Annotated in this window: 16 protein-coding genes; 11 read left to right on the top strand and 5 right to left on the bottom strand. The window is 34.8% G+C overall.

Features of this window, described 5'->3' with window-relative positions:
• Positions 1-25 precede the first annotated feature (25 nt).
• Positions 26-1,360: a tetratricopeptide repeat protein gene (locus tag YWA_RS0107655; protein WP_022827922.1), complete on the top strand. Its 1,335-nt coding sequence runs from the start codon at positions 26-28 to the stop codon at positions 1,358-1,360.
• Positions 1,361-1,410: 50 nt separating this feature from the next.
• On the opposite strand, the gene YWA_RS0107650 is transcribed toward YWA_RS0107655, so the two are convergent.
• The 4 genes from YWA_RS0107650 to YWA_RS0107635 are packed head-to-tail and all read right to left on the bottom strand — an operon-like array spanning position 1,411 to position 4,089.
• Positions 1,411-2,604, bottom strand: coding sequence for an LETM1-related biofilm-associated protein (locus YWA_RS0107650; protein WP_022827921.1), 1,194 nt, complete (start codon positions 2,602-2,604; stop codon positions 1,411-1,413).
• Between the two features lie 58 nt (positions 2,605-2,662).
• Positions 2,663-3,100, bottom strand: a complete 438-nt coding sequence (locus tag YWA_RS0107645) for a hypothetical protein (RefSeq protein WP_022827920.1) — start codon at positions 3,098-3,100, stop codon at positions 2,663-2,665.
• Positions 3,101-3,102: 2 nt separating this feature from the next.
• Positions 3,103-3,516: a hypothetical protein gene (locus tag YWA_RS0107640; RefSeq protein ID WP_022827919.1), complete on the bottom strand. Its 414-nt coding sequence runs from the start codon at positions 3,514-3,516 to the stop codon at positions 3,103-3,105.
• Positions 3,517-3,546: 30 nt separating this feature from the next.
• Positions 3,547-4,089 carry an RNA polymerase sigma factor gene (locus YWA_RS0107635; protein ID WP_022827918.1) on the bottom strand — a complete coding sequence of 181 codons (543 nt, stop codon included), beginning with the start codon at positions 4,087-4,089 and terminating at the stop codon, positions 3,547-3,549.
• Between the two features lie 164 nt (positions 4,090-4,253).
• Here YWA_RS0107635 and YWA_RS0107630 point away from each other — a divergent pair, with 164 nt between their 5' ends.
• The 5 genes from YWA_RS0107630 to YWA_RS0107610 all read left to right on the top strand — a co-directional run bounded on the left by YWA_RS0107630 (position 4,254) and on the right by YWA_RS0107610 (position 11,169).
• Positions 4,254-4,880 (top strand): Crp/Fnr family transcriptional regulator, encoded by a 627-nt coding sequence (locus YWA_RS0107630; RefSeq protein ID WP_022827917.1) that lies wholly within the window; start codon positions 4,254-4,256, stop codon positions 4,878-4,880.
• A gap of 299 nt (positions 4,881-5,179) precedes the next feature.
• On the top strand, positions 5,180-6,493 hold the full coding sequence (locus YWA_RS0107625; RefSeq protein ID WP_022827916.1) for a TolC family protein: 1,314 nt from the start codon (positions 5,180-5,182) through the stop codon (positions 6,491-6,493).
• Positions 6,494-6,511: 18 nt separating this feature from the next.
• The gene (locus YWA_RS0107620; protein WP_022827915.1) at positions 6,512-7,639 is read left to right on the top strand and encodes an efflux RND transporter periplasmic adaptor subunit; all 1,128 of its coding nucleotides are present in this window, start codon (positions 6,512-6,514) and stop codon (positions 7,637-7,639) included.
• A 39-nt stretch (positions 7,640-7,678) separates the two neighbouring features.
• A complete protein-coding gene (locus YWA_RS0107615; RefSeq protein ID WP_022827914.1) occupies positions 7,679-10,876 on the top strand; it encodes an efflux RND transporter permease subunit in 3,198 nt (1,065 codons plus the stop codon).
• A 104-nt stretch (positions 10,877-10,980) separates the two neighbouring features.
• Positions 10,981-11,169 (top strand): YgaP family membrane protein, encoded by a 189-nt coding sequence (locus tag YWA_RS0107610; protein ID WP_022827913.1) that lies wholly within the window; start codon positions 10,981-10,983, stop codon positions 11,167-11,169.
• A 72-nt stretch (positions 11,170-11,241) separates the two neighbouring features.
• On the opposite strand, the gene YWA_RS0107605 is transcribed toward YWA_RS0107610, so the two are convergent.
• Positions 11,242-11,544 (bottom strand): heavy metal-binding domain-containing protein, encoded by a 303-nt coding sequence (locus YWA_RS0107605; protein WP_022827912.1) that lies wholly within the window; start codon positions 11,542-11,544, stop codon positions 11,242-11,244.
• Between the two features lie 149 nt (positions 11,545-11,693).
• Here YWA_RS0107605 and YWA_RS0107600 point away from each other — a divergent pair, with 149 nt between their 5' ends.
• From YWA_RS0107600 to porQ, 5 genes are all read left to right on the top strand, one after another.
• Positions 11,694-12,512 (top strand): M48 family metallopeptidase, encoded by an 819-nt coding sequence (locus tag YWA_RS0107600; protein WP_022827911.1) that lies wholly within the window; start codon positions 11,694-11,696, stop codon positions 12,510-12,512.
• 64 nt (positions 12,513-12,576) lie between these two features.
• The gene (locus tag YWA_RS0107595; protein ID WP_022827910.1) at positions 12,577-13,878 is read left to right on the top strand and encodes an MFS transporter; all 1,302 of its coding nucleotides are present in this window, start codon (positions 12,577-12,579) and stop codon (positions 13,876-13,878) included.
• 42 nt (positions 13,879-13,920) lie between these two features.
• Positions 13,921-14,862: a DUF6252 family protein gene (locus YWA_RS0107590; RefSeq protein ID WP_022827909.1), complete on the top strand. Its 942-nt coding sequence runs from the start codon at positions 13,921-13,923 to the stop codon at positions 14,860-14,862.
• 189 nt (positions 14,863-15,051) lie between these two features.
• On the top strand, positions 15,052-17,505 hold the full coding sequence (gene lon, locus YWA_RS0107585) for an endopeptidase La (RefSeq protein WP_022827908.1): 2,454 nt from the start codon (positions 15,052-15,054) through the stop codon (positions 17,503-17,505).
• 141 nt (positions 17,506-17,646) lie between these two features.
• Positions 17,647-18,666, top strand: a complete 1,020-nt coding sequence (gene porQ, locus YWA_RS0107580) for a type IX secretion system protein PorQ (protein WP_022827907.1) — start codon at positions 17,647-17,649, stop codon at positions 18,664-18,666.
• The last annotated feature ends 131 nt before the right edge of the window (positions 18,667-18,797 follow it).

Below are 18,797 nucleotides of genomic sequence, written 5' to 3'. Positions count from 1 at the left end.
AACAACTAACTTAAATTTTAAAGTGATGAATAGAAAATATAGTATACTAGCGACTGCTCTATTAATTTCAATGGGTGCTTTTGCCCAAAAAGACGAGTTTAAAACGCTTAAGAAAATCTACGAGAAAGATAAAATTAGTACGAAAGATGTAATGAATTATAAAGCGGCGGTTGCAACAGCAACTCCGTTGGTTTCCTCTTCAAATGAAGAAGACACTGTTTATTTAAACTTCTACGCTTCCACTGTTCCTTTTATTGAAATGACTGAAGCAATGGCTAAACCAGAAAACCAGTCAAATCCACAAAACGCACTTAAATATTTCACGCCTGCGAAAATTGTTGAGTTTGCTGAAAATACGAATGCTGTTTTGATGTATGAAAAAAAATCAGGAAAGTCAGTTCTTACTAAAAAAATTCAGGAATTAGTAACGAGATATAAACCAACTTTATTATCCTATGCGGTAAGTTTAGGAGACCAAAAACGTTTTAGTGATGCATCTAGTGTTCTTTACGGAATTTACCTGCTTGACCCAACAGATACTGAAAAGTTGTATTATGCTGCAAGTTATGCAGTGAATGCTAACGATTATAAGTCGGCATTGGAACATTACAAGATCTTAAAAGACTTAGATTATTCTGGAGAAAGAACGAATTATTTAGCTGTTAATAAGGTAAATGATAATGTGGATTACTTTGGTAGTAAAGCAGATAGAGACCAATCTGTTAAACTTGGAACACACGAAAAACCAACTGAAGAAAAAGAACCTTCTAAACGTGGCGAAATCTACAAAAACATTGCGTTAATTTTAGCGAGTGAAGGTAAAACGGAACAAGCAAAAGCTGCCATTGTGGATGCTAGAAAAGCCAATCCAGACGATACTTCATTGATTATTTCAGAAGCAGATATTTATTTGAAGACGAACGACATGGCAACTTATGCAAAACTGATCAAAGAAGTTTTGGAAAAAGAGCCTAACAATGCTGATTTATACTATAACTTAGGTGTTGTAAGTGGTCAGAACAAAGACAATAAAAATGCTGAAACGTATTATACAAAAGCAATTGCGCTAAAACCTGAATATGCAAATGCATACTATAACTTGGCGGCGATTCGCATTGACGATGCTCAGTTGGTTTTAGACCAAATGAATAAATTGGGTACATCAGCTGCTGAAAACAAAAAGTACGACGTATTAAAAACACAGAGAGAAACTATTTTGAAAGATGTAGTGCAACTTTTAGAAAAAACAACAAGCTTAGACAAGAAGAATAAAGATGCAAAAGAAGTTTTACTAAGTGTTTACAAAGCACTTGAGATGAAAGAAAAAGCAAAAGCACTTCAAATAGAATTAGATAAATAGTCTAAAACTCATTTAAATACTAAACCGTTTCTGAAAAGAAGCGGTTTTTTTTATTCTAAATTTTCGTTGAAAGCGGTCGGTAGTAATTTTGGGATAAATTTTATTAAAATAGGTAAAAGCAAACTTCCTCCAGGTAATAAAAATATAGTCAAAGACGGAATGGTCTTGCAAATATCGAGCAGTTGTTTTTTTACTTTTTTCTTTTCTTTTTCATTCAAATCACGGTGAGTTGAATGCGCTAGAAGAACCATAAGTTCGCCACTTTGTGAAAGTTCTTTTAAGAGTCGGTTTTTGTTTCTAGTAATCAGAACTACAACCGTTTGAGTAGCTTGATCGTAGAAATGCTTTACGGGATTCGAATAATTAAAGTACGGAATTTCCTTCTTATGTTTCTCGATAAATAAGTCTGTACTTTGAATACTTTCTGTAACAAATGTAGAATTTACTTTTAACACTTTTGCTAGTTCATACAAAAATGATGCTTCGGTTTGCTCAATTTTTTCGTCACTCCACATGGCTAAACCGGCCATATCAATCAAGTAATACTTTTCTAAAACCGAAGAAAAATAATCGAGTTGTAACGCTTCTAAATTTTCGACATTGACATTTGAAAATTTTGTAAAACGTACCGATGCTTCAAATAATTTGGTCAACAAATCATCGTATTTTGAAGGATTCGATTTGGTTTTTAAAGCTAAAGAAACAACACTAACGATTGCTTCTTCCAACTTTTTAAGATAATTCAGCGGAACTTCGTCGTGAATAAGATAATGTATAAATGCCAAAACATCTTCAAACAATAAAGCGTTAGTAACAATGTGCGAAAAGTTTTTACTAAACGCATTACCGTTGGTTTTTACACGCTCGTTTATTAATTTCTCTAAACTTTGGCTCGCATTATCTTCCGGTAAAATTTTCTTTAGAAGGTTAAATGTTTCCGGATGAATTTTCTTGTAGAAAAATAGTGCAGTAGTAATAAATACTTTTTGATCTGATTCTTGTGTGATCATTTCAAAAGTGGTGTAAAGCGTATTCAGTAATGCTACTTTAGAAACCTCCTCACTGATCCATCCTTTTGTATCTATTGGTTTTTGTGTGTCGAAGGAAATAATATGACCGTACACAAACCCCGTTGAACGAATGCGTTCATAAAATGATTCAGGATAATCTTTAACAAGCGCCTTTGAAGTTCCTTGCTCAGCAAAAAACTTATCAATCCACCCGCTAGCCGAAGCATTAATCATCTCAATTTCTTTTGCATCAAAAGTAAAAAATTAAAGCTTAACAAATCCTATAGAATTTTTAATTTCTCTTACGGTATTGTTTTAATAACGATTTATTAAAGTCGTCTTCTGCTTGTTTGAGTTTTAAAATTTTTACAGGACTGATTATCTTGCGCAAATCAGTTATCAATTTTTTCTTATTTTGATACGATTCGTCCTCTAAATTATCAATTTGATTTAAAAGTGCGTTCGCTTCTGCATCTGAAAAATTTTCTATCGGTTTGCTTTTCAACTCTTGTCTAATTTTTCGCATTTTAACCATTCTTAGATCAAATTGTTTTTCGTCGAAAGAATTGTAAACAGGCCAGAATTTCTCTGCTTCACTACTTGAAAGGCTTAAGTCTTTAGTAATGTAGGCTATTTTCAATGCTTTTATTTTTTCTTTTTTATTTTCTTGACCGTAAAAAGTAATGGTACACATCAAGAAAAGTACAGTTATAAAGTGTTTTGTTTTCATAGTTAGTCGGTAATATAATTTTCAAAATTTGGGTTGCTCATCAAAATTTCTTCAATGGCTTGGTCTTCTATACCTAGATTAACAGACATCGCTTCCAGTTCGTTCTCGTTCATTAAATTGATTAATTCATATTGCGAAACGTTTGATTGATACGAAATATAGTTCTCTAATGTAGTTGTGTCAATTTGCTCTAAAGAAATATTTGCAGTTGAAGTAAAAAAAGGAATACTTAAAGCAAGAACTAAAATAGCAGCTGCCGCGTAAGAAAGGTTTTTTAAAGAAATTACTTTCCCTTTCTTAGGTTGTTCCTCTTTTATTTTTTCCAAAATAATATCCGGAAGATTATCGAAATAATTTTCCGGAGCAGTAAATCCGCTCGTTATTTTAGGATGGCTCTCTAAACTAAATTTGTTCATGTTTCTTTGACTTTTAAAAAAGTAAATGGTTTAACCGGCATTCATGTAATCTTCAATTTTCTTAACAGCATGGAAGTAAGAAGCTTTCAAACCTCCAACAGTGGTGCCTAAAATCTCTGATATTTCTTCGTATTTTAATTCTTGAAAATATTTCATATTAAAAACCAATTGCTGTTTTTCAGGCAGTAATGCGACGGCTTTTTGTAATTTTAATTGAATTGCGTCTCCGTCAAAATAAGTTTCTGCTTTAAGATTATCAATTTCCTTCTGTGCGTATTCTTGCGAAGAAATGTGATTCTTTTTTGCTTTCTGATTTATAAATGTTATCGATTCATTCGTAGCAATTCGGTAAACCCAAGAAAAGAGTTTGCTCTCTCTTTTAAAGTTTTTCAAATTCTGAAATACCTTTATAAAAACATTCTGCAAAACGTCATTCGTGTCATCATGATTTAAAACAATACTTCGGATATGGGAATACAACGGCCGCTGAAAATCTTTAATTAGTTTTTCAAATGCTTCGTTTTGCGTTTTTGGATGCAATAACTGGTCGATAAATTCCTTCTCGTCCTGCAAATTATTGGTTTAGGTATTGGACTAAAGATAAATGAAAAGGTTTAATTCTACCTTTAAAAATTCGTCTAAAAATTGAATTTGCAATTGATTCTTATTTTTTTAATTAGAATATTAAAATTTATTTTAGTTAAATTGTTCTACAAAACAATCCATATCTTTACTCAATGAATCCACTTGAAGAAATTACCGAATTTAAAACCTCTCCTGAATTAGTTGCGAAATTATATGAATTTGGCATTCAAAAAAATTACGAAGCGGGAAGTATTATTTTAAACGAAAATGCACATATTCGTTCTATTCCAATTGTTACAAAAGGAGTGATGAAAGTAATTCGGTTAGAGGACGACGGTCGGGAAATTTTACTATATTACATTAAAGCGGGTGAAAGTTGCATCATGTCATTTCTTGGTGGTATGCATAACGAAACCAGTAAAGTCAAAGCAGAAGTAGAGGAAGATGCCGAAATTTTATTTCTTCCAATGGATAAAGTCGCACTTTTCATTAAAGATTATCCGCAATGGTTGGATTATATTTTCAGATTGTACCATAAAAGATTTGAAGAATTATTAGAAATTATCAACGCAATCGCTTTCAAAAAAGTGGATGAGCGTTTGCTTAATCTGCTTAAAACAAAGTCGGAAATGACTAAATCTCAAACTTTATTAATCACTCACGAACAACTTGCAAACGAGTTAGGAACAGCACGAGTAGTTGTTTCAAGACTTTTAAAACAGTTGGAAGAAAGCGGCCAACTTATTTTAGGTCGGAATAAAATTCAGTTGCTGAAATAGGAATTCTCTATTTGTTTTAGAAGTGTTATTTTACATTTCTAGCTACTTTTTATCTCGCAATCCCGAGTCTTCGGGAGCGAAGTCGCAAAGCTAGATATGTTTTTCTTTGCTCCTTCGCTTCCGATGATTATCGGAATTGCGAGACATTTTAAAGATTATTGAAAATATATTCTACATGAATTGAACATCCCAAATTCATACTTCATAATTCAAAAATCATAAATCCTTATGTAACTAATGTAACTGTACACATCAATCTTAAGTCGGAGTTTTGCATAACTAATTAAACTTATAAGTTTATGAATGCAAAATATCTGACATTATGTCTTTTTGGTCTTTTGAGTTTTACGCAATTGAACGCACAAGATACTCTTGGAATTTCGAAAGAAATACTACTGAAAAAAGTAGCTGAAGGGAATTTACAAATTAAAATTTCCCAACACGATTTCAAAGCTTCTCAAGCTGAATACCGTCAATCTTCCGCGGTTTTCTTACCTAATATTACGGTTTCTCACACGGGAATTTCAACAACAAATCCTTTAATGGCTTTTGGGTCAAAATTGAATCAGGAAATTTTAACGCAAAATGATTTCAATCCAAGTTTGCTTAATAATCCGAATGTGACACAAAATTTTGCTACAAAAATTGAAGTTTTGCAACCCATTTTAAATTTTGATGGTTTTGCTCAACGGCAAGCTGTAAGAATTAAATTGCAGTCCTACAAATTACAAGCAGAACGTACTCAAGAAGCGATGCTTTTAGATGCGAAAAAGAGCTACATGGAATTGCAACTGGCTTACCAAATGGTTTCTGTTTTAGAAAAAGCGTTGAAAACCGCACAAGAAAACGGTCGAATGGTTGACAATTATAGCAAACAAGGTTTAGTGCAAAAAACAGACGTTCTTTCTGTTGAAATCCGAATTAACGAAATCAAAAACCAGTTGCAAATGGCAAAATCTGCAGTGCAAAATAGTTCAGATTACATCAGTTATTTGGTAAACAGCGAAGATAAAAATGTGATTTACAAACCACTCGATGCTTTCGAATTACAAGAAATGAATGCTACAGACGGTAAGCTGTCAATCTCCAATAGAAAAGATTTTCAAGCGATGGCTTTGTCAACTGAAGCGTATGGCAAAATGGTTTCTGCATCTAAAATGAATTTTCTTCCTCGATTAAATGCTTTTGGAACATACGAATTATATGATAATAAAATCTTCGGAACAAGTGCTGGAGGTTATGTCGTTGGAGCGCAATTGTCTTGGAATGTTTTTGACGGATACAAATCAATTGGAAAACTGCAACAAGCGAAAATTGTCTATGAAAAAGCGCAAACGGAAGAATTGCAATACAAAGCGAAAAGCGAATTAGAGTTGAATAAATACAACCGACAATTATTAGACGCAAAAGAAAAAGTAAAGTTGGCTGACTTGAATGTGAAACAAGCTTCAGAAGCATATCGAATTCGGCAAAACAGATTCGAACAAGGTTTAGAAAAAACAGCTGATGTTTTGATTTCTGAAACACAAAAAATCCAAAAAGATTTGGAATACCAACAAGCCGTTTTCGAATATAATTTCACAAAAGACTACGTTACTTTTTTACAACAATAACAATCAAAAACGAACCTCATGAAATCAAATAATAATCAAAATACAAAAGTTTTACAAGTGGGTAAAAAAATAATAGCAGCTGCAATATTGTCTACCGTCTTATTTCTTACTGCTTGTTCAGGAGATAAGAAAGATGTAAAAGTAGCTGAGTTTCCTGCAGTAGCTGTTGAAGTTCAAGAAGTTGCTTCGGGCTCAAATTCGAAATTCATCAGTGCTAGTGGAACTTTAGAATCTGAAAAAAGAGCTGTAATCAGTACGCGAATGATGGGATACATCACCGACTTAAAAGTAAGCACTGGACAGAAAGTTCGCAAAGGCCAACTGTTAGTGAGCATCAACAACGATGATTTAAGAGCAAAAAAATCGCAAGCAGATGCCGGAATTATGCAAGCACAAGCAGGTTATAATAGTGCGAAAAAAGATTTTGAACGATTTACAGCTTTATTCAAACAACAAAGTGCTTCTCAAAAAGAATTAGACAACGTAACTACTCAATATCAAATGGCTGAAGCAGGATTAAATGCCGCTAAAGCGATGCGAAGTGAAGTTATGGCACAATTTGCTTATGCAAACATGACCGCTCCTTTTGACGGAACTGTAACTGAAACTTTTGTAAAAGCAGGAACAATGGCAAATCCTGGAGCGCCATTATTAACGATTGAAGGTGGTGGCGAATTGCAAGCGGTTGTTTCGATTTCTGAATCTGATATTTTGAAAATCAAAAACGGAACTTCTGCTGATATAAAATTGAAATCTTCAAACGAAGTGATTAAAGGGAAAGTAACTGAAATTAGTTCTTCATCACAAGGTTCAAGTGGACAATATTTAGTGAAATTAGCTTTGGATGCAAAGAAAGACGCAGCATTATCAGGAATGTTCGTAAATGTAATTTTTCCAATTGAAAAAGACGCCAATGCGGCTGCTTCAACAATGGTTGTGATTCCGAAATCGGCGGTAATTTCGCAAGGACAATTAAACGGAGTTTACACTGTTACGGCTGATAATATTGCTTTGTTAAGATGGTTGCGTTTAGGGAGAACTTATGGTGATAACATCGAAGTTGTATCTGGACTTGCAGCTGGAGAAAAATATGTAGTGACTGCCGATGGAAAATTATTCAACGGAAGTAAAGTGACGCTTAAGTAAGTCGAAAAAATCAATTAGTAAGTAAAAAAAACAATTACGATGGAAAATGGATTTTCAGGAAAAATTGCGTCACTGTTTATAAACTCAAAGTTAACGCTACTTTTAATGGTAGGATTAATGATAATTGGAGTTTATAGTTCAACGCTAATTCCACGTGAGGAAGAACCTCAAATTAATGTTCCGATGGCTGATATTCTTGTTGGATATCCTGGTGCGAGTCCATCAGAAGTAGAAAGCAGAATTATCAAACCTTTGGAAAGCATGATTTCCAATATTAAAGGTGTTGAACATATTTATAGTGAAGCACACAATGGCCAAGCAATGATTATTGTTCAGTTTTATGTAGGTGAAGATATTGAAAGGTCGTACGTAAAATTATACGATGAGATTTTCAAAAACATGAATTTAATGCCTCAAGGTGCTTATCAACCGCTAATAAAAACGCGTTCTATTGATGATGTTCCTATGTTGGCGTTGACTTTATGGAGTGAAAAATACAGTGATTTTGAAATTTCGCAAGTTGTTGAAGAAGTAGCTTCGGAAATTAAAAAAGTGAAAGATGTTGCCGCAACCAAAGAAATCGGCGGACGACCTCATGAACTTAAAATTACGGTTGACAAAGATAAAATGGCTGAAGCCAATGTGGATGCACTTGAAGTAATTCAAAGAATTCAAGCGAATAATGGAAGTAGTGTTTCTGGAAATTTTTCACAAAATGACACGGAATATTCTGTTCGAACAGGCGAATTTTTATCTTCAAAAGAAGATGTTGAGAATGTAGTTGTTGGCGTAAGCGGAAACAAACCGGTTTACTTAAAACAAATTGCTACAATTGAAGACCAACCTAGAACGGCAAAAAGTTATGTTTCTTTCGGATACAGTAAAGTAAACGAGAAATTTGCAGCCAATCCATCTGAATATCCGGCGGTAACTTTATCAGTTGCGAAAGTAAAAGGTGCGGATGCGATGCATATTTCAGAATTGATTTTGGCGAAAGTGAATCAGTTAAAAGCAACTGTAATTCCAAATGACATGCACGTTGAAGTTACTAGGAATTATGGTGAAACGGCTTCTGAAAAAGTAAATGAACTTTTGTCTCACTTGTTTATTGCAATTATTGCAGTAACAATTTTAGTGATGCTTGCCATGGGATGGCGCGGTGGATTAGTAGTGTTTTTCTCTGTTCCATTGACGTTTGCCTTGACATTGTTCAGTTATTATATGTTGGGTTACACGCTTAACCGAATTACGTTATTTGCACTGGTTTTCGTCGTGGGAATTGTAGTCGATGATAGTATTATTATCGCCGAGAACATGCACCGCCACTTCAAAATGAAGAAATTGCCTTTCCATAAAGCAGCGATTTATGCGATTAATGAAGTTGGAAATCCAACAATTTTAGCAACATTCACCGTTATTGCGGCATTACTGCCAATGGCTTTTGTGTCTGGAATGATGGGACCTTATATGAGTCCAATGCCAATTGGTGCTTCGATTGCAATGATTTTATCTTTGTTTTTAGCATTGACCGTAACTCCTTATTTAGGATATCATTTGCTACGTGAAAAAGATAATCAAGAAGAAAAAGAGGAGCAAGGTTTAGAAGCAAACTGGATTTACAGATTGTACAATAAAATTGAACGTCCGTTATTAGAAAATTCGAATAAAAGAAGGATTACGGTTGGAGTAATTGTATTGTTACTTATCGGTTCTGTATCGATGTTTTTCACCAATGCGGTTGCAGTAAAAATGTTGCCTTTTGATAACAAAAATGAATTTCAAGTTGTTATTGATTTGCCAGAAGGCTCAACATTAGAGCGAACTGCAGCAGCAACAAGAGAGATTTCGAATTATTTATCTTCGATTCCTGAAGTGGTGAGTTACCAAAATTATGTGGGAACTTCAGCGCCAATTACTTTTAACGGTTTAGTACGTCACTACGATTTACGAGGTGGAAGTAATATGGCAGACATTCAAGTGAATTTGATTGGCAAAGAAGATAGAAAATTGCAAAGTCACGATTTAGCTAAATTAGTTCGTGGACCAATTCAAACAATTGCAAAAAAATACGGTGCGAATGTAAAAATTATTGAAGTTCCACCAGGACCACCAGTATTGTCTACAATTGTTGCAGAAATTTACGGACCTGATTATGACGAGCAAATTAAAGTTGCAGCTCAAGTTAAGGAAATTTTAGAAAACACGGCGGATGTTGTAGATATTGACTGGACAGTTCAAGCACCACACGACGAATATCGTTTGGATACCGACAAAGAGAAAGCGATGTTGAAAGGAATTGCGCCACAACAATTGGTTGGAAATTTAAACTACTTATTAGGTGAACATCCATTCTCGACGTTATACATCGAAAATTCGGTTAAGCCAGTGAACATGACGTTAGCGATTTCGGATGAAAATAAAACGAGCATTGAAGATATTCAAGATTTGAAAATCAAAACTCAGATGGGAACGATGATTCCAATCAAGGATTTAGTTACTGTGAATAAAGTGAAAGCGGCGAATACCATCAGTAGAAAAGATCAGAAAAGAGTGGTTTACATTACAGCTGATATGGCTGGAGGTCTTGAAAGTCCTGCTTACGCAATTCTTGGAATGACAGAAAAATTGGAGAAAGTAAAATTACCAAAAGGCTATACTCTGGAAGAATTATACATGGCACAACCGAAAGACGAATCGAATTTCAGCGTAAAATGGGATGGAGAATGGCAGATTACTTTAGAAGTTTTTAGAGATTTAGGTATTGCCTTCTTAATTGTAATTGTGATTATTTACATGCTAATCGTAGGTTGGTTCCAAAATTTTAAAACACCGATGATTATGATGGTGGCGATTCCACTTTCGTTGATTGGAATCGTATTTGGTCACTGGTTATTAAATGCATTTTTCACAGCAACTTCATTTATTGGTATGATTGCACTCGCCGGAATTATGGTTCGAAACTCGGTATTACTTATTGACTTCATCGAAATCCGATTGAAAGAAGGATCTCCATTGAAAGAAGCGATTATCGAAGCTGGTGCAGTGCGAACAACACCAATTTTATTGACGACAGGTGCGGTAGTAATTGGAGCGATTGTCATTTTGTTTGACCCAATTTTCCAAGGATTGGCAATTTCATTAGTTTTTGGAGCAATTGTTTCTACAGTGTTGACATTGGTTATTGTTCCTCTATTATATTATGTAGTTGAGCGTAAAAAGTGGGAGAAAAAACAGTAAAAATATCAATAAATAAATAATTAAAAACAACTTACCTTTTCCAATTTCCTCCGAAGATAGAATGAAAGTAGGATGGGTTGGAAAAGGATTAAAATCAAAAAAATATGATAAATAGATATGTTCGAGCTATCGCAGGAATTTTTATAATGTTTAGCTTATTATTAGCGGTGTATGTAAACCAAAATTGGTTGTGGTTAACAGGTTTTGTTGGAATTAATTTATTCCAATCTGCATTAACGAAGTGGTGCTTGCTTGAAGATATTCTTCGAAAAGTTTTCAAAATAAAAGACTAAATAAATAGAAAATAAAAATGCCGATTCAATTTTGAGTCGGCATTCTTTTTTGGAGAAATCGAATATCTAATTTTATCTTTTTACAATACTTACTGCAGTTCCGCTTACACTAACCATAATACAATTACTTGTAGTCAGTTCAATGTCAATAGAAATACCTATAACTGCATTCGCATTTAATTTTTCCGCATCTGCTTTTAATTCTTCAAAAGCTTTAGCTTTTACCTCGTTAACACTTTGTGTTAAACCTTCATAATATTTCGTCATATTAAAGGTCAAAGTCATTTTCTGCATGTCTATTGAAGTACCAGAAACAATGCCTCGGTAGGCTAAAATTTTATAATCTTCTACTGAATTGGTTGTGGTTAAAATCATAATCAAAGTTTTATAAGAGTGGATTTGTAAAAAACATAAAAGTAAGTTATTTATTTAAAACCTTGTTTAACTGTAATGTTTTTTAAAAATTCTATATTTTCAACTGAATAAAAAAAGTGTAGTTTTACGGTTGATAAATCAAACCAATTATGAAAAAATATATCTACATCAGTACGGCACTTGTTCTAGGACTTTTAGCTTCTTGTGCTACAAATCCATTTTCAGGTAAGAAAACTTTAGCTTTAGTTCCAGATTCAGAAATTTTACCTGCAGCATTTGCACAATACAGCTCATTTTTAAAAGAAAATAAAGTTGTTAGAGGTACTTCAAGTGCGAAGTTAGTTGAGTCCGTGGGTGTGAAAATTAAGAATGCAGCCGAACGTTATTTGAATGCAAATGGTTATAAAGGGTACCTTAACGATTACCGTTGGGAGTACAATTTGGTAGATAATAAAGAAGTAAATGCGTGGTGTATGCCAGGAGGAAAAATTGTTGTGTACAGCGGAATTTTACCTATTACTAAAACAGAAGCGGGTTTAGCAACAGTTATGGGTCATGAAGTGGCGCATGCATTAGCAAATCACGGTCAACAACGTATGAGTAGTAGTCAACTTCAAAATTATGGTGCCATTGTAGCGCAAGTTGCTCTTAGTGAGAAAAGTGCTGAAACACAAGCAATAGCCATGCAAGCGTACGGAATTACCACGCAAGTGGGTATCGCTTTACCATTTAGTAGGAGCCACGAGACAGAAGCAGATGAAATCGGATTAACATTAATGGCAATAGCTGGTTATAACCCTGATGAATCAATTGCTTTTTGGACACGAATGGCTGCTAATTCTGGAGGTGGAGCACCACCTGAAATTTTAAGTACGCACCCTGCAGATGCTACTCGTATTGCAAACTTGAAAAGATTAATTCCTAAAGCAAAAGCAGAAGCTGCAAAATTTGGAGTTACATATAAATAAAAAAGAGTACTTTCGAAGCTGTCAATTTATTGGCAGCTTTTTTTATTTAATAAACTTCCACTTTATGAGTCAATTAGAAAAAGGTAGTAAGAAACTCCAAAACGCTTGGGCATTTTACGATTGGGCAAATTCAGTATACCCATTAGTAATCACTTCCTCAATATTTCCCATTTTTTATGCGAGTTTATTTTCGGACGAATTCCCCAATATCAACGTTTTTGGGATTGACTTTAAAAGTACAGCTTTAATCAGTTTTGTAACGGCGATTGCTTTTCTAGTAGTTGCTATTATTTCCCCTTTACTTTCTGGAATTGCAGATTACGTGGGAAATAAAAAACGGTTTCTCCAATTTTTCTGTTATTTAGGAGCTTTGTCGTGCATAGGCTTGTATTGGTTTTCTCTTGAAAATATAATGTTTGGCTTACTCTGTTACTTCTTCGGCCTGATTGGTTTTTGGGGAAGTTTGGTTTTTTATAATTCATATTTGCCTGATGTCGCATTCGAAGAGCAACAAGACGGCTTGAGTGCAAAAGGATATTCATTAGGATATATCGGAAGTGTAATTTTATTAGTGGCAAGTTTAGCAATCGTTATTGGGAAAGAAGATCAAGCAGCAATTGACGCTATGCGATTGACTTTTGTGTTCACAGGAATTTGGTGGATTTTTTTCAGTCAATATACTTTTTACTATTTGCCGAAAAGTAATAAAGAAGCTAAAAAAATCAATACATCCGTATTCTTTAATGGATTTAGAGAATTAGTAAAAGTAAAAAACGAACTATTTAAAGATTTGTCTTTGAAAAGATATTTGATTGCCTTTTTTGTTTACAGTATGGCAGTTCAGACCGTTATGCTAGTGGCCACTTATTTTGGTGAACAAGAAATAAATTGGCCTTCCGAAAGTGGAAAAACAATGGGATTAATTATAAGTATTTTGGTAATCCAATTGGTTGCTGTTGGAGGAGCTATTATCACTTCTAAGGCTTCCGCCAAATACGGAAACATACCCACACTTATTGTAATAAACGTTATTTGGGCAGTAATTTGCGTTTGTGCTTATTTTGTTACAGAACCCATTCATTTCTATGTTACTGCTGGATTTGTAGGATTGGTAATGGGAGGAATTCAGTCACTTTCACGTTCTACGTATTCCAAATTCTTACCGAAAACCGACGATACCGCATCTTACTTTAGTTTTTACGATGTTTCTGAAAAAATCGGAATCGTAATCGGAATGGGATTGTATGGACTGATTGACCAACTTACCGGAAGTATGCGAAACTCAATCGTTTTTCTAACAATATTCTTCATTGGAGGCGTTATATTACTTTTACGAGTTCCAAAAAAAACTATTTCAGCACAATAAAAAAAGTTATATTTGAAACCGAATTAAAATTCCCAAATTAAAATGAAAAAAATAAACCGATTTTTATTGCTTTTCTTAGTCACAACTGCAACCATTTTCACATCCTGTTCAACCGATGTTGAGCCGTTAGATCCTTCTGTTTTGATTCCTGATTCAAGTACAAACGGCCAACTAAAAGTTGATTTTGACGGTCAAACTTTTGTGGCAACAAATATTCAAGCCGTAGTAAACTCAACTGCAATTTCTATAACAGGCTTACGTTCGGGAAATAATGATTTTTTACAAATTACTTTACCAGCTCCTTTAAATCAAGTAGGAACGTACACTTGGACTAATGCCACTGCAAGTAACGCAATTTTAGGTTTAATGTATTCTAACAGTGCTTCCGAAGGATTTGTTAGTGCACCTGCTAACGGTGATTTTGTTGATTTTCCGGCATACACAGATACAGCTAAAGTGACAGTTACTTCGATTGACGAAGCAAATAAAACAATTTCAGGAACATTTGAATTTACAGGTGGACGCTTTGACGATGCAGGAAACTTGGTGATGAAGAAATTTACGAATGGTTCCTTTACGAATATTAAATTTTCAGGAGATGTTGTAACGCCATCGGGAAACACATTTTTTGCAAAAGTTGATGGAGTGGCTTTTGAGCCAACATCTGTTAATTCAAATGTATTGAGTGGCTCTATTTTTGTTTCAGGAAAGAAAGCGGGTGTTGAAAATATTACACTTACTGTTCCTTCAACAATTACTCCGGGAACTTATGAATTTTCAACATTTGGAACATACATCGGAATGTACATCGTGGATACCACTCAGAACGGAACATTCAATGCAGATTCGGGAAGTTTCACAATCACCACACACGACACGTCTGCGAAGAAAATTAAAGGAACATTCAATTTTGTAGGAAAATCATTATTCAGTACTGCAACACATACAATAACGGAAGGAGCTTTTGATGTTACCTATCAATAAAGCTATTTTCTATATAAAAAATGATCCGCTTCGGCGGATTTTTTTATGGCACAAAGATTGACTTTATCAATCGAAATCAATTCGCTGATTAATTTTAGTGAATTGATTTACAGTTAAATACTTTGTTATCTTTACTTTTATATACAAAGTAAAGGTATTTTCTTAATGACAAAATGACTTAAATATAATATGTCGAATCAAAAAATTATTACATTAGACAATATGTCACTTCACGAATTGGACAGCGAAGCGGAATTGATTCCACTTTTAACGCCAGAAGACGAGGAGGAAATGAACAAGGAGGAACTTCCTTTAGATTTGCCTATTTTGCCTTTGCGAAATACGGTTTTATTTCCTGGCGTTGTAATTCCTATTACTGCGGGAAGAGATAAATCCATTAAATTGATCAACGATGCGAACGCGGCAGGTAAAGTTATTGGTGTTGTTTCTCAAAAGAACGAGGACATCGAAGAGCCTACTTTTGGTGATATTCATAAAATTGGAACAGTAGCACGAATTTTACGTGTTTTGAAAATGCCTGACGGAAACGTTACCGTTATTCTTCAAGGTAAAAAACGTTTTGAAATAGACGAAATGACTACTGAAGAGCCGTATATGAAAGCCACAATTAAAGAAGTGGAAGAAAAACGTCCTCGAAAAAACGATAAAGAATTCAGCGCGATTATTGATTCTGTTAAAGAATTGGCAACAGCTATTATTGAGGAAAGTCCAAACATTCCGTCAGAAGCTACTTTTGCGATTAAAAATATTGGAAGTCAGTCGTTTTTAATCAATTTCGTTTCTTCAAACATGAATCTTTCTGTTCAAGAGAAACAAGACTTGTTGTCAATCAATAATTTAAAAGACAGAGCTTTACGTGCGTTGAAATTCATGAACATTGAGTTGCAGAAACTTGAGCTTAAAAATGACATTCAGTCGAAAGTTCGTTTTGACTTGGATCAGCAACAACGCGAATACTTCTTGCATCAGCAAATGAAAACGATTCAAGAAGAATTGGGTGGTGTTTCGCAAGAAGAAGAGTTGGAAGAAATGCGTGAAAAGGCATCCAAGAAAAAATGGGATACAAAAACGCAAAAGCATTTTGAGAAGGAATTGTCAAAAATGCAACGCATGAATCCACAAGCACCTGATTTCGGAATTCAACGGAATTATTTGGAGTTGTTTTTAGAATTGCCTTGGAATCATTTTTCAAAAGATAAATTCGATTTAAAATCGGCTCAGAAAGTATTAGACCGCGACCATTTTGGTTTAGATGAGGTTAAAAAGAGAATCATTGAGCATCTTGCAGTTTTAAAATTGCGAAACGATATGAAATCTCCAATTCTTTGCTTGACAGGACCTCCGGGAGTTGGTAAAACGTCTATAGGAAAGTCAATTGCAGAAGCCTTAGGTCGTGAATATGTTCGGATTTCGTTAGGTGGATTGCGTGATGAAGCTGAAATTAGAGGACACAGGAAAACCTATATTGGCGCGATGCCGGGACGAATTATTCAAAGTTTGAAAAAAGCAGGAACGTCAAATCCCGTCTTTGTTTTGGATGAAATTGACAAACTTTCAAGCAGTAACAGTGGAGATCCATCTTCTGCATTATTAGAAGTTTTGGATCCAGAACAAAACAGCGAATTCTACGATAATTTCCTTGAAATGGGATATGATTTATCTAAAGTGATGTTTATTGCCACTTCAAATAATATGAGTACGGTTCAACCTGCATTGCGTGACCGAATGGAAATCATTAAAATGTCAGGTTACACGATTGAAGAAAAGACAGAAATTGCCCGTAAACATTTGTTTCCAAAACAATTGAAAGAACACGGTTTAAGCGCAAAGCAATTGACTATCGGACGGAAACAGTTGGAATTCATTGTAGAAGGTTATACACGTGAATCGGGCGTTCGTGGTTTAGAAAATAAAGTAGCTCAAGTCATTCGCGGTGCTGCAAAAGCAGTTGCAATGGAGGAAGAATACAATACTAAAATTACGGAAGCTGATATTGTCAAAGCGTTAGGAGCGCCAAGAATGCAACGCGATAAATCAGAAAGCAATGAAGTTGCTGGTGTAGTGACAGGTTTAGCGTGGACAAGTGTTGGTGGCGACATACTTTTCATTGAATCATTAGTTTCAAAAGGAAAGGGAACACTTACTATGACCGGAAATCTGGGAACGGTGATGAAAGAATCAGCTACAATTGCTTTAGAATATATCAAGGCAAATGCAGAAAATTTGGGACTGGATCCTGAAATGTTGCCCAAATATAATGTACACGTACACGTTCCTGAAGGAGCAACGCCAAAAGATGGACCAAGTGCTGGAATTGCAATGTTGACTTCTTTAGTTTCTGTGTTTACGCAAAAAAGAATTAAGAAAAACTTAGCCATGACAGGTGAAATTACGCTTCGTGGAAAAGTACTTCCTGTTGGTGGATTAAAAGAGAAAATACTTGCTGCAAAAAGAGCGAATATCAAAGAAATTATTCTGTGTCAAGAAAATAAACGCGACATTGATGAAATCAAACAAGAATATTTAGAAGGTTTGACTTTCCATTATGTGAAAGAAATGAGTGAGGTGCTGGCAATTGCGATTACAGATCAAGATGTGAAAAACGCGAAAGTGATTGCGTAAAAATAAATAATTTTAGGAAAAGTCCAATTTAGCAATAGATTGGACTTTTTTTATTATTTTACATCCAATAAACAAATCAAGTTAGCGCAAAAATAATATCTTCGCATCTCCGTTATAGATGTGGTAATCGAAACTTTCTAAATGTTCAAAAAACAGATTTTATTTACTTTAATTCTTACAAGTGCGATTTCATTCGGGCAAGTGGGCGGAAAGTCGATTTATCAATTTCTGGATCTGGTAACCTCGCCTCGACAAGCGGCTTTAGGTGGGAAGTTGATTACAATTTACGATTCGGATGTCAATCAAGCGTTGTTTAATCCTGCCACGATTAATGAAAAGATGGACAATCATCTTTCCTTAAATTACGGAAGTCTTTTTGGAGAAGTCACTTACGGAACGGCGGCTTATGCTTATACGTATGACCGTAGAACGCAAACTTTTCACGCAGGTGTAAACTATGTAAATTACGGAAGTTTTGATGGGTATGATGAAAACGGACTCGAAACCTCTGGTTTTACAGGAAGTGAAATTGCACTGTCTTTTGGCTATGCTTATAATGTTCCCAATACCGACTTTTATGTAGGTGCCAATGCAAAATTGATTTCTTCTACCTTGGAAAGTTACAACTCTTTTGGTGGTGCGATTGACTTAGGCGCTTTGTACGTGGACGAATATAACGACATCAATATTGCAGTAACGGTTCGGAATATTGGAACGCAATTTACTACTTATGCGGGAACGAACGAGAAATTACCGCTCGAAATTATTGCAGGAATTTCACAACAATTGGAGCATGTTCCTTTACGCTGGCACTTGACTCTTGAAAATCTCCAGCAATGGAATGTCGCTTTTTCTAACCCTGCACGAGCCGAAGGAAATATTGATGGTGGCTCAACTCCTGAAAAAGTAGGGTTTTTCAACAATGCATTACGGCACGTTATTGTAGGAGCCGAATTATTTCCTGAAAAAGCATTCAACATCAGAATGGGTTATAATTTCAGACGGGGTGAAGAATTAAGTATTGAAGAACAACGGAACTTCAGTGGAATTTCACTCGGTTTTGGATTGCGATTTAATAAAATTAAGTTTGATTATTCCTACTCACGCTATACTTTAGCGGCAAACACGAGTCTATTTGGCTTGACCATTAATTTCCAATAGTTTGATTTGGGCGTGCCACCATTTTTAAAAAGGCAAAACCAGTAGGATTAAATAGCCTTTTTTAAAAATGCTGTCGGGCTATCCGTTACAATCTTTCTTGTTCATTCCGCAAGCTCCATTCTCAAGACAAG

The organism is Flavobacterium antarcticum DSM 19726, from assembly GCF_000419685.1.
GTDB classification, from domain to species: Bacteria; Bacteroidota; Bacteroidia; order Flavobacteriales; family Flavobacteriaceae; genus Flavobacterium; species Flavobacterium antarcticum.
Note: the sequence above shows the minus strand (reverse complement) of the source record. Positions and strands in the feature narration are given on the sequence as shown.